Below are 12,891 nucleotides of genomic sequence, written 5' to 3'. Positions count from 1 at the left end.
TACAAGTATATAAATTTTTATTAATAAATGTTAATAGCTACCTAATTTAAATATAACAGCTTAAATTTCCCATAAATCCTTAATACTGGGGATATTATGGAAGGACTAGTTTACCCTGACTATGAAACAAACAAAACAATATATGGATTGGCATGTGGATTAGCGAAATTTTTTAATGTAAAAAGGAGTTGTCTAGTTAATCCAATGGAATTCCAAGGGAACAAGCTAGTTTTTATATTTCTAGATGGATTAGGATGGGATCTCTTCAAAAAAATAAATATAGAAATTAATGGAGAAGTTGAGCAAATAAAAACGATTTTTCCTTCAACTACATCCTCAGTTACATCAACTATATTTACTGCACAATCTCCAGGAGAACACGGAATATTAGGTTATACTATGTTTAACAAAAAACTGGGAGGTATAATAAATACTTTGAGATATAATTATGTGGGGGAATCTATTAGCGATAGCCTGAAACAATATATGCCATATAATCAAGCCTTTCCTGTAAGACCTTGGCTTTATGAAACTGATAAAAAAATATTATCTATAGTTCACAATAGCATTTCGAATACTGAGTTTACAAATACTTTTCATAAAGATTTAAAGAGACCTGATTTAATTTCTTTAAACGGTTACCATAATTCAACAGATATGATAATTAATTTAGTTAAAGCGCTTAACTCTTATCAATACGATGGTATCTTCGTTTATTATGATAGTCCTGATCATTTGGGTCATTCTTATGGCTATAATAATGAATACCAAGAATTCATAATCTATGATACTAAATATGTTTTAGAAAACATATTAAAAGTAGCTTATAAATTTAAAAACTATACGTTTATAATATTTGCAGATCATGGACAAATTACTGTTAAGAAAACTATTGTCTGGAATCAAGATAAAGAATTAATAGATATGCTAGAAATACCTCCCTATGGAGATTCAAGGGCTATATGGTTTAAAACAAGAAACAATATAAAGAATTATTTAGAAGAAAAATACAATCTAATGGTTCTAGATAAAAATGAGATAATAGATAAAAAATTATTAGGCAAAGTAGATGAATATGTATTAAATAATAATATGGGAGATTATTTAGGTATAGCAAAGGATAACGAAACAAAATATCTATATACATATAGGGAAAATGATCCAGGATTAAACTTAAGAGGAAATCATAGCGGTTTAACATATGAAGAAATTTACGTGCCTTTAATTAAAATTTAGTCGGTGTTATTTTTACATAAGTTTGCCCTTGAAATGACCAACAATTTCTATTATTAATAATAAAAATGAAAACATCACTAGAACAAGCCATGGCAAAATATAACCTAATCTTGTAGGTATGCCAGCAACTAATGGACCAATTACATAACCAACCCCTATAGATGATTCAAATATACCTGTTTTAGATGTAACATCCTTATGAAACGTTCTAAATATGTTTATTAATGCTGAATAATAAACAAGCCCCATACCGAATCCCAATATAGAAAATGAAACAATACTTATAAAAACTGTATGATATAAATAAACAAGAAAAACAAATAGGCTCATTATTGTTCCAATAACAATTAATTTACCTGACTTGATTCTCCTTGAAATTAACCAGCTTATAATAAATGCTATTGTTTGAAAAATACCATAAAAAGTTCCAATCAAACCTGTACTATACTTTCCAAAATTATATATTGTCCCATAAACACTATAAAAACTATAAAATATTGATGAATCGAACCCGTATATCAACATAGGAAAAACTATATTAAAAGCAATTGAAAAGCCCTCAAAACCTTCTATGATTTCTCCTTCTTCGCCTGGCTTTGATATTATAATGAAAATAAAAGATAAGAGACTAATAATAGATGAAAAGAACAATGGATACAAATCATTGTAAATAAGCAGAAATGAAGCTATGTAAGGAGCTATTGAAGCTCCAATACTCCATCCAAATGTATACATAAGTAAAGCGCTCTCTTTATTTTTGTTACCTAGTTTAGAAGATAGTCCCTCAACGGCTGGCCAAACCATAGCCATTGATACTGCCTCAAGACTTTTTCCTAATAAGTATTCATAAGGAGTCCTAAATTGCGTATAAATAAGAGATATTACTAAATATAATATCATGCCTAAAGAAGCCATTCTTTTAATCCCAATTTTTTCTGAATACCTACCAAATATCGATGCTAAAACAAAATATATGGAGCCATAAACTGTTCCTAATAGGCCGATTATAAAAATTGATGCACCTGCATTATGGGCAAATATAGGTATAACAAATCTTAACGTAGTTAAAGGAATTTGAGCTGTTAATGATATTAATAATATGAGCAAATATGAAACTAGTTTTTTATTTGATTTCATTTTAATCCCATCTAAATTATTACTAATGAAAATAAAAACATAAATAATTAGCCATTAAATATTTCTTTTAATATTTTAGCAGCTATACTTAACTTTGGTTGGCCTTCCCCTGTTTGTACTTTGTCATAAACATATAAAAGTTTGGAACCAAGCAATGAATATGAAATTCTCTCATACCAAGGAGCTCCTATAGGAATTACTGTAGGATTGTTTATTATTTCCAAGAACTTTGCTAATATAGACTTATATCCATTTATGTTTTTAATTGCAACCTTTGCTGTAAACAAATTGTCAAGTTTCTTATATTTTTCTATAAGTTCATTTATACCTGGCAAAGAATTTAAATAATGAGATGAAACTATCTCGCCTTCGTATGGTATCTTATACTTTTCCAAAAATCTCATTTCGACGTCATACTTAATTCCATAATCAAAAATTTTTTTATATATGTTTAGTTTAGCATCATCTCTTATTGGAAAAATTCCTCCTTCACTTGAATCCCTAATAGTTAAAATTACTTTTTCTTTATATTTTAAAAACTCATCTATGTCATATATTGTTAAATTTTTCTTATAGTCTAACCTTACTTCAATATAATCGGCTTCAGAATTAATATATTCACTAACATCACCATATGGTATAGACAATACTATCAATGGTTTATTCAATTCTTATTTCTCCTCCTAATTTTTTATATCTTTCCCAATGCATCGGATCGCTTTTGTTTATGCATTCAGCATTATTAATTATTCCTCCCTTAATAAATGAAATTGAAGCTGCCATCATAGCTACCCTATGATCATTGTTACAATTAATCTCAGCCATTTTTAATTTACCTGGCTTTATTATAATTTTATTATCATAAATTTTTACATTATTGCCAAATTTTTCCAAGGTATCTTTAATAGATAATATTCTGTCGCTTTCTTTAATCCTTAATCTTCTTATCCCATTGATTTCAATTTTTAATTTAGTCCCTAAGGGAGCTAACGACATAGCCATATCAGGTGTGTTCTCAACGTCTACATTTATTTCTCCATTAATCTCATTACCATAAACAATCCATTTATCACCTTTAACCTCTGATTTAATATTAGCATAATTTAAAATTTTTACTATGTCATGATCGCCATTGTATTTTGGAAGCTCATAAAGTCCTTTTATAATTGTTAACCCCCCGGTTAACAATGATGAAACAGCATAAAATGACGATAATAAATAATCTCCAGGAAATGATGTTTCATAAGCATTTTTTGTACATTTGCCTATATGTATTTCATTTTCTTCTAACTTTATATCGCATCCCATTTTATTCAATAAATCAATAGTTAACATTATATAATATAACGACGGAATTTTTTCCTTTATTTTTATGATACCTCCATCATTTAAAGCCATGCCATAGATTATACCAGAAACATACTGAGAGCTTTCAAGCTCAGGCAATTCAATATAATTAACCTTTCCCTTACTTTTTATCTTGATTGGCAATCTATTACTAGAAACCTCAGAATCAGTTAACTTAGAAATTTTTAATAACCCATCAAAAGGTCTATTTCTTAAACTTTGATCTCCATCTATTACAGTTTCTCCACCCAATATAATTGCTAACCCTGATAAAATTCTTGCAACAGTTCCTGATCCCCCAACATAAAAAAAATTATTTAGGCTTATTGAATTAGGCTTTTTTAGCTTATTTTCTTCATGCAAAACTCCCATTTTTAAAATAGATCGATATGCATAAATAACATCATCAGACTTAGGAATTTCTTCTTTCAATAAAACGTCATTTATCAAAGATCCAAATAATATTCTTATAGCTATGCTTTTTGATTTAGGAGCTTCCAATTCTCCTTTAATTATAGAAGGTAATATCGTAACCTTCATTTTACCACCTGGGTTAATACTATTTTAAATCCTTCAAAGTGATCTAGCAAAGGCCCTTCCTCCCCTTTCTTAACTAGGCCAAAATATGATGGCCCATTGCCTGAAATACCTGCAGCAATTGCACCTTTTTTAATCATATAATCCAAAATTTCTGTTTCATAATTGTTTATTTTCGCCATAAGATAACCATTAATTTTAATTGCCCCAAATATATCTCCATTAATACCTCTTTTAAATGCCTCATCAAAGAATTTGCAATTTTCTCTCATTAAGTTTACATTTAACTCATTCCTCCTCCCCTTTATTACAATTATTACATTTAAATCGTAAGGATTTTCGATTAATTTTAATATTTTTAAATTCAAGTTATCTGTAAAACTAATTTTTCCTTCATAGCTAGAGACTGCGTCATCAAATGCTCCTGTGATTGAAAGGCCATATTCTTTTGTTATAATTGCAGACAAGAGCGGAGGATATACTTTCGTTTTTTCTTCAATAGATGATAATATAGCAACAGAAACAGCACTACTGCTCTTTAAACCTACACCTTCTGGTATTTCAGAGAAAATTTGAAAGGTTGTTTTCAAATTATATTTTTTATATAAATAATCTTCAATGGCACTTATTAAAGGAGAATCCCTATTTTTACTTCCTTCTTTGGCATATGCTTTCAAATTAATAGGTATTACAGCTCCTCTTCCGCAAGGAATAGCATTAACTATAGAAACACCTGCATAAGCTATATGCATTTCTTCTTGAATTCTGACCACCTCTTTTCTATAATTTCACTTTGCTGATCTGTTAATCTAACCCTAGGTATTATACCAGATAGCATAGAATGATCAACTAAAGTTAAGGCCACCATCGATTCTGCTACTGAAACACCTCTAATAGCTATGCATGGATCATGTCTTCCGATTATTGATAACGTAGTTGGTTTTAGATTATCCAACAAGTCTACTGTTTTCTGTTCTTTATTTATAGAGCTAGTTGGCTTAAACGCTACTCTTAATATTATGTCTTCACCTGTAGATATACCTCCTAAGATGCCTCCAGAAACGTTTTTTCTAAACCTAAATTCTCCATCATAATATATTTCATCCATTACTTCACTACCCTTAAGTTTATAAGAATTGAATCCTATTCCATATTCAAACCCAACAACTCCTGGTATAGACAATAATGCTTTTGCAAGATCGGCTTTAAGTTTATTGAAAACAGGTTCACCCAATGTTTTAGGCGGATTTTTTACAATTATTTCTACAAGCCCTCCTATACTATCTCCTTCTCTTCTTACTTTTTCAATTATTTCCTTAAACTTATTTTCTTCTCTTTTTATAGTTCTAACTTCGCTTTCTCTTGAACAAAGAATATCATCAAAATTTGGTGTTCCTTCTATAAATAAATCTGCAGACGCTTTAATATAACCTGCAACCATTGTATTATAAAGCAATAGAAGTTTCTTAGCAATGGCACCTGCTGCAACCCTTGCTACGGTTTCTCTAGCAGAGCTCCTACCGCCACCTCTATAGTCCCAGTTTTCATATCCATATTTTTCAATAAATGGTAGATCTGCATGCCCGGGTCTTGGCTTATGTTTGATTTCTTCATAATGTATCGGCATTGCATCTTTATTTTCTATAAGTATTGCTATAGGCATTCCAGTTGTTTTGCCGTTAAATATCCCGCTTAAAATCTGTGGTTTATCTTCCTCTTTTCTTGTTGAAACATATTTATTTCCAGGTTTTCTATATTTTAGTTCAAAATATATATCTTCTTCACTTAATTTTAAACCTGCTGGAACACCATCTATGACTACACCTATTGCTTTACCGTGGCTTTCACCAAAGGTAGTTATTCTAAAAAGATTTCCTAACGAGTTTCCCGACATATTTCTTAACCTCTTCATCTGCTTTAATATTAAACCATATTTCATCAGATAACAGACCCTGTTCTATTAAGAAATCAATGCCATCAATTATATTTTGTGAAATTTTTTTAATTTTTCTCGTATAAACTAGATCAACATAAATAGTTTTCGATTTAATATTAAAGTCTAGATCAACAGGAATTGTATTTATTAATGCATCTACTTCTATTCCATTTAAACTTTGTATATATGTTGCATTGGTGCCAATTTTTTTGAGATCATTTATCAAATTCATAGCCCTTTCTATGGTTCTATTATATATTAGAATAATGTCAGGATCTAATTCAGAAACTGCAAAAGATGCTGCCCTTGCGGATCCTCCTGCACCCATAATTAAACAAGTTTTTATATCATATTGAGATAGCATTTTTTTGAAAGCAAGATAATCTGTGTTATATCCAATATCACCTTTAATAGTGTTTATTGCTCCAATTTTTTTGGCATCATCTGAAACTTCTTTTGTATATTTTATTATTAATTCTTTGTATGGCATCGTAACATTTAGTCCATAGTTATTTTTAATTATGTAATTAATTTTTTCATGGAAACTTTCCCTTTTTATTTCATATAATTTATATTCAGCTTCTATATTAAAATAATTATAAATGAAATTGTGAAGGATTGGAGAAGGACTTTTACTAATATTTTCTCCCAATAAGCCAAGGCTTAATTTAGACATCTTATAAATCCCTTCTCAATTATATCTAAATCCAACATAAATATCTCAAATTCTCCAATTCTAACAGGTAAAGGAATCATAATTTTTCTATTATTCAATCTCTTCTTATCTTTTCCTAAAGATTCCAAAGCTTTATTTATATTTATATTATTCAAATCTATTTTTATTTTATACAAATCAACAACATTCTTTATAGCGTAATAAACATCTTCGTTAATAATTCTTTCATTAATTCCTATTTGAGTTTCACAAATCATACCATAAGATACTGCGAAACCGTGTTTAATTTTAAACTCGCTTCCAGATTCTATTGCATGACCTATAGTATGTCCAAAGTTTAGAACAGTCCTCAATCCATTTGTTTCCTTTTCATCATTAATAACTATTTTCATTTTATCTTTTATAGACGATTCTATAATAAAAATTAAGGACTCTTTATTTAAGTTTAGTATATTATCTTTATTGTCTATTAAATAATTATAAAGATTTTTATCCATAGTAACAGAATATTTTATCACTTCTCCCATGCCATTCAATACTTCTTCTTTAGGTAAAGTTCTCAAAAACGATATATCGTTTATTATTATTTTGGGCTGATAAAATGTACCAATAACATTCTTAATTCCTTCAAAATTTACACCATTTTTTCCTCCTATAGATGCGTCTACCATTGATAAGAGTGTTGTCGGTATATTAATAAGGTCGATTCCCCTCATATAAATAGATGCAACAAAACCAGCTAAATCAGAAATAGTTCCTCCTCCCAATGATATTATAGCATCTTTTCTTGTATACCCTTTTTTTACCATTTTCTTTATTATATCTAATACAACATTAATATCTTTGGCCCTTTCTCCATCAGGTGCTTTATAAATATCATAATATTTCAAATTAGATACGATTTTATTTAGTTCGTTTGATAATGAATCCTGATATATTATAAAATACTTTTTCTCTTGATCAAATTTATTTAATATATTATCTCCTATCAAAATATTTACTTCATTTCCATTTATATTAAATATCATTAAATCACCGTTATTTTCTTTATGTCGTCCATTAATTGCTTAAACATATCAAAAGTAAGCTGCTGAGGGCCATCTGATAAAGCTTTATCTGGTTCTGGATGGACCTCTATCATTAATCCATCAGAACCTACTGCTATGCCAGCTTTTGCTAATGGAGGAACTAAAACCCTTTTACCAGCTGCATGACTTGGATCTACTATAACTGGTAAATGCGTTAGGCCCTTTAATACAGGTACGGCTGCTATATCTAAAGTGAATCTAGTTGATGATTCGAATGTTCTTATTCCCCTCTCAACTAATACTACCTGTTCGTTTCCTCCATTTAATATGTATTCTGCAGATTGTAAGAGCTCCTCAACAGTGTTGCCAAATCCTCTCTTTAAGAAAATCGGCTTATCAATTTTCCCCAACTCTTTCAATAATGAATAGTTTTGCATATTTCTTGCACCCACTTGAAGAGCATCAGCATACTCAGAAACAATCTTTATATGCTCTATATCCATTATTTCTGTTACAAAAGGTATTTTTGCCTCATCCGATGCTTCTCTTAAAAGCTTTAGACCTTGTTCACCTAAACCTTGAAAGCTATACGGCGATGTTCTGGGTTTATATGCTCCCCCTCTCAAAATTTTTGCTCCATTTTCCTTAACAAAAAAAGCTGTTTTAATAATTTGCTCTCTGTTTTCTACAGCACATGGACCTGCTATTATCACAGGCTTCTCTCCGACAACTACATTACCTACTTTAACTAAAGTTTTTTCCCTATATTCTTTGCTAACTAGCTTATAATTCATCACGCATCACCTTTAATTTATCTTCAATAAATTTAGGAGTTAATTTAAAAAATTCAATTAATTCAAAATAGCTTCTACCGGAAGTTCCAAAAGAATCTTCTATTCCTATTTTAGTAACCTTTCTAGGTATTCTGGAAGACAAAAAAGAAGATATCATATCGCCTACTCCTCCGTTAACGTTGTGCTCTTCTATAACAACAACATGATTTGCTTTTTTCGAATACTTTATAACAGTTTGTTCATCAAATGGTTTTATAGAATAAAGATCTATTAATGATATGCTAAAACCTTTTTTATTTAATGAATTAGCTACTTCTTGTGAAATGGCAACCATAGGTCCATATGAAACTATTAAAATATCTTCTCCTTCCATTAGTACTTTAGATTTACCTATTCTGAACTCCTCACTTTCATCATAAATTTTCGGTGAATTGTCTCTACCGATTCTCATATATACTGGTCCATAATGGTCTACCATTTCGTAAACAAGTTTTTCAGTTGCAATTATATCTGAAGGTGATAAAACAGTAAAATTGGGCAATATTCTAATTAAGGATATATCTTCTATTGCTTGATGTGAAGATCCATCTAAAAAATCAGATAAACCCGAATGAGTTCCAACTATTTTTACGTTTAAATTATCCCTTGCAATAGTGTTTCTTATTTGTTCCCATGCTCTCATTAAAAACATTGAAAATGCAACAGCAATAGGTATTTTCCCGCCTAAAGCGAGTCCTGAAGAAAAACCTATAAGATCTTGCTCGCTAATTCCAACAGATACGAACCTATTTGGAAATTTTTCAGCAAAATACTTTGTATATGTAGACTTAGATACGTCAGAATCAACAACAATTACCTCTTTCTTTTTTTCTCCTACTTTAACTAATGCTTTACCAAATGAGTCTCTATAGCTATAATTTAGGTTCAACTTTGTATATCACCTTTAACTATTAAAGCCTTAGGAATTCCGTTTATTTCTGATAACATATCTAAAGCAATGATTAATTCCTTTATATCATTCCTTACTTCTAGTGCGTACCAGCCAAATGCTTCAAATTTCTTCTTTATAGATTCTTTTATTTTTATTTCTTCCGTTGGTCCAGATAACTGAAAGCCGTTTCTATCTATTATAGCTAAAACATTATCTATTTTTAATGAAAATGAAGTAGATATGGATTCCCATATTTGTCCTTCATCGAGTTCTCCATCACCTAAGATAACTGCTATTTCTTTTCTTTCCCTATTCAGTTTAGCAGCAAATGCTATACCATTTGCAACTGAGAGACCTTGCCCTAATGAGCCTGTTGAAAACAATATACCAGGAATTTTACCTCCTTCTGGATGGGACTGTAAGCGTGAATTCGGCATTGCAAAGCTTTCTAGTTCTTCCTCTTCAATTTCATTATTTTGCGAAAGTAAAACGTAAAGAGCTGGAGAAGCGTGTCCTTTACTAAGTATTATGGACCTTTTTATGCCGAGATCGATTCCTTTTGGAACCCAGTAATTATAAAGAGTTATCAATATGTTTAAAACAGATTTAGACGATTCGGCATGGTAATTATTTATTTTTTTAAGGAATTCGTTTAAATTATTGCTAGCATTAATTTTTTTCTTTATTAACAATTCATAAACATTTTCCAAGCTAGGAGAAGAACAAGGCTTATCCCCACTGTTTAATATTGGCTGGGCATCATACCCTCGCCCCATTGGAATTCCATCAACTCCACCTCAAAACTAAATATAATATATCCCACTATTTAAACTTTTATCTTGATTTAATTTAGTGTTATTTATTAAATTAAATATAGTGAAAAATTTATATATAAGTATAATTAGGTAAATCTTAGGTGGTTATAGTGCGCCAATGGTAGATAATGAGGAGATAGTTCCTAAGGTTTGGTATAATATAATACCGGACCTTCCTAAGCCTTTATCACCTCCTCGTGATCCCCCTAGTTCTGATTTCTCGAGGATTGAGCTGTTAAGGGAAATAATGCCAAAAGAAGTATTAAGACAGCAATTTACTGTAGAAAGATTTGTTAAAATACCTGACGAATTAAAAGAGAAATACGAAATATTAGGCAGGCCTACACCTCTGATGAGAGCTAAAGGATTAGAAAAATATCTTAACACTCCAGCTAAAATATATTTCAAATACGAAGGGGCAACACCAACAGGATCTCATAAAATAAACACTGCGTTGGCACAATCTTATTTTTCACTAGAAGAAGGCATTACTCATGTAGTGACAGAAACTGGCGCTGGACAATGGGGAACAGCGGTTGCATTTTCTTCTTCACTTTTCAATATTGAATCAAGCATATTTATGGTAAAAGTCAGCTATAATCAAAAACCAATGAGAAAAACAATTATGAAACTTTACGGGGCACACGTATATCCGAGTCCTTCTGACTTAACAGAGGTGGGTAAAAAGACAATCAAAGAAAATCATGATCATCCAGGATCCTTAGGTATTGCTATGAGTGAGGCAATAGAATTTGCCTTAAAAAATAAGTTCAAATACCTTGTGGGTAGTGTATTAGATGTTGCTATACTGCACCAAAGCATTATTGGTCTAGAAGCAATAAATCAATTGAATCTAATAGGAGAAAGTCCTGATATATTAATTGGGTGTGTAGGTGGAGGAAGTAATTTTGGAGGATTCGCATTCCCGTTTATAGGGAACAAAATTGGGGAAGAATTCATAGCCGTTGGATCAAAGGAAATTCCTAAGTTCAGTAAAGGAGAATATAAATATGATTTTGCTGATACTGCAGGTCTTTTGCCATTGATAAAAATGATAACTTTAGGGAACAACTATGTACCACCTCCCATATATTCAGGTGGGCTTAGATATCATGGAGTAGCGCCATCTTTAAGCATGTTAATTAGAGAAGGCATAGTGAAGTGGAAAGAATATAGTGAAAAAGAGATTTACGAGGCAGCAAAAATATTTGCTAAGACTCAGGGTATAGTTCCAGCACCTGAATCGGCTCACGCGATTAAGGCTGTTATTGAGAAATCTTTGGAATTAAAGAAAAACAATGAAAAGAAAACAATAGTGTTTAATTTAAGCGGTCATGGCTTATTGGATTTAACTAACTATGAATCCATGATGGAGAGGTGGTCCTAATGGGTTATAGATGCCTAGTTTGTTATATGACTTTAGGATACCCAAACGATGAAGAATTCATAGAATTCATCAACAAATCCCAAAAAGAAGGTTGTGATATCTATGAAATTGGTATACCAACAAAATATGCAAAATATGATGGACCAACTATTAGAAGAAGTTATAAAAAGGTTTTTGATGAAAAAATCGATTTTATTGATTTACTTAAAAAATTACCTAATATTAAAAAATTAATTGCATTAACATATTTAGAAGACCAAATAAATGATTTTGATTCATTTCTAAATATTATAAGAGATAAATTTAATGGTTCTACAAATTTCTTATCAGTATAACAAAATGTATCCAAGGGTATCTCAGTATCAATAGGAAGAAACTAATTAACCTTGCAGCTGTTTATATGGATTGCTCACCGCGGAAGCTTATATTATGCTAAATAAAATGAGGGCTTCGGCTGATTATGAGCTTGGACAAAGTCTAAAATCTGAGTAAACTAAATAACAATATGAGCAACAAGCTTTCGCCCCTTCTACGTAGATCTAATGGCGGGTTCAGAAATATTAGATGGAACCTGGCAAGGAAATTATATTTTAATTTCATCATTATTTATTGTATGAGTTCTTTAAATCATCAATATTTAGTGGAAATGGATTAAATATTTTTACATATTTCTCTGGAATTCCATGGTATGACAGCAACGCACATGTTAAACCATTAGTTTCAGCTGCGGTTGCTCTTTCATACGTAGCTGGAAATCCAGGTACAGATAATGCAAGTGATATACTCAACGTTGGAGGAAATACTTGTTTACCATTAGATTATCCTATAGTTATGTTTGAATATGGATGGGCTGATTGTTTGTCGGGGCCAGGGCCGGGATGTAGTTCTGGATATTATGTTGGAATTCCAGTTGAATATACTTGTACTTATCAAAAATATTATCCAAGAGTTGGTCTTCAATATTACACTGAAACTTATCGTTATATTTTACTTAACATAAGTGGATTACCTCCATCAGGTAATGTTTGTCTAAATAATTTACCAAGCACAAATTATTATTATGCAGG

Annotated in this window: 14 protein-coding genes; 4 read left to right on the top strand and 10 right to left on the bottom strand. The window is 30.7% G+C overall.

Annotated features, from left to right (window positions below; translation table 11 throughout):
• Nucleotides 1-96: 96 nt before the first annotated feature.
• Complete coding sequence (locus ACP5GV_RS05925; RefSeq protein ID WP_428102794.1) at nucleotides 97-1,236, top strand: alkaline phosphatase family protein; 1,140 nt, start codon at nucleotides 97-99, stop codon at nucleotides 1,234-1,236.
• A 12-nt stretch (nucleotides 1,237-1,248) separates the two neighbouring features.
• Here ACP5GV_RS05925 and ACP5GV_RS05920 read toward each other — a convergent pair whose 3' ends face one another.
• The 10 genes from ACP5GV_RS05920 to ACP5GV_RS05875 are packed head-to-tail and all read right to left on the bottom strand — an operon-like array spanning nucleotide 1,249 to nucleotide 10,398.
• Nucleotides 1,249-2,373, bottom strand: a complete 1,125-nt coding sequence (locus tag ACP5GV_RS05920) for an MFS transporter (protein WP_428068158.1) — start codon at nucleotides 2,371-2,373, stop codon at nucleotides 1,249-1,251.
• A 47-nt stretch (nucleotides 2,374-2,420) separates the two neighbouring features.
• Entirely contained in the window at nucleotides 2,421-3,041 is a 621-nt protein-coding gene (locus ACP5GV_RS05915) for a type I 3-dehydroquinate dehydratase (protein ID WP_428068156.1), read from the bottom strand.
• Entirely contained in the window at nucleotides 3,034-4,260 is a 1,227-nt protein-coding gene (locus ACP5GV_RS05910; protein ID WP_428068154.1) for a 3-phosphoshikimate 1-carboxyvinyltransferase, read from the bottom strand. The genes ACP5GV_RS05915 and ACP5GV_RS05910 overlap by 8 nt, the downstream gene beginning before the upstream one ends.
• Nucleotides 4,257-5,030, bottom strand: a complete 774-nt coding sequence (locus ACP5GV_RS05905; RefSeq protein WP_292319060.1) for a shikimate kinase — start codon at nucleotides 5,028-5,030, stop codon at nucleotides 4,257-4,259. The genes ACP5GV_RS05910 and ACP5GV_RS05905 overlap by 4 nt, the downstream gene beginning before the upstream one ends.
• Entirely contained in the window at nucleotides 5,000-6,151 is a 1,152-nt protein-coding gene (gene aroC / locus ACP5GV_RS05900) for a chorismate synthase (protein WP_428089789.1), read from the bottom strand. The genes ACP5GV_RS05905 and aroC overlap by 31 nt, the downstream gene beginning before the upstream one ends.
• Nucleotides 6,120-6,869 (bottom strand): shikimate dehydrogenase family protein, encoded by a 750-nt coding sequence (locus ACP5GV_RS05895; RefSeq protein WP_428068150.1) that lies wholly within the window; start codon nucleotides 6,867-6,869, stop codon nucleotides 6,120-6,122. The genes aroC and ACP5GV_RS05895 overlap by 32 nt, the downstream gene beginning before the upstream one ends.
• A complete protein-coding gene (gene aroB / locus ACP5GV_RS05890) occupies nucleotides 6,857-7,897 on the bottom strand; it encodes a 3-dehydroquinate synthase (RefSeq protein WP_428089794.1) in 1,041 nt (346 codons plus the stop codon). The genes ACP5GV_RS05895 and aroB overlap by 13 nt, the downstream gene beginning before the upstream one ends.
• Nucleotides 7,897-8,691: a 3-deoxy-7-phosphoheptulonate synthase gene (gene aroF / locus ACP5GV_RS05885; RefSeq protein ID WP_428068146.1), complete on the bottom strand. Its 795-nt coding sequence runs from the start codon at nucleotides 8,689-8,691 to the stop codon at nucleotides 7,897-7,899. The genes aroB and aroF overlap by 1 nt, the downstream gene beginning before the upstream one ends.
• Entirely contained in the window at nucleotides 8,681-9,619 is a 939-nt protein-coding gene (locus tag ACP5GV_RS05880) for a transketolase family protein (RefSeq protein ID WP_292319055.1), read from the bottom strand. The genes aroF and ACP5GV_RS05880 overlap by 11 nt, the downstream gene beginning before the upstream one ends.
• Nucleotides 9,616-10,398, bottom strand: coding sequence for a thiamine pyrophosphate-dependent enzyme (locus ACP5GV_RS05875; RefSeq protein WP_428068144.1), 783 nt, complete (start codon nucleotides 10,396-10,398; stop codon nucleotides 9,616-9,618). Before ACP5GV_RS05875 ends, ACP5GV_RS05880 begins: the two co-directional genes overlap by 4 nt.
• Nucleotides 10,399-10,555: 157 nt before the next feature.
• On the opposite strand from ACP5GV_RS05875, the gene ACP5GV_RS05870 reads away from it, so the two are divergent.
• From ACP5GV_RS05870 to ACP5GV_RS05860, 3 genes are all read left to right on the top strand, one after another.
• Entirely contained in the window at nucleotides 10,556-11,824 is a 1,269-nt protein-coding gene (locus ACP5GV_RS05870; RefSeq protein WP_428068142.1) for a TrpB-like pyridoxal-phosphate dependent enzyme, read from the top strand.
• Nucleotides 11,824-12,159: a tryptophan synthase subunit alpha gene (locus tag ACP5GV_RS05865; RefSeq protein ID WP_428102791.1), complete on the top strand. Its 336-nt coding sequence runs from the start codon at nucleotides 11,824-11,826 to the stop codon at nucleotides 12,157-12,159. The genes ACP5GV_RS05870 and ACP5GV_RS05865 overlap by 1 nt, the downstream gene beginning before the upstream one ends.
• 274 nt (nucleotides 12,160-12,433) lie before the next feature.
• A partial coding sequence (locus ACP5GV_RS05860; protein WP_428102789.1) for a hypothetical protein occupies nucleotides 12,434-12,891 on the top strand: 458 nt, incomplete at its 3' end.

This window comes from Caldisphaera sp. (assembly GCF_049974385.1).
Classification (GTDB): Archaea; Thermoproteota; Thermoprotei_A; order Sulfolobales; family Acidilobaceae; genus Caldisphaera.
Note: the sequence above shows the minus strand (reverse complement) of the source record. Positions and strands in the feature narration are given on the sequence as shown.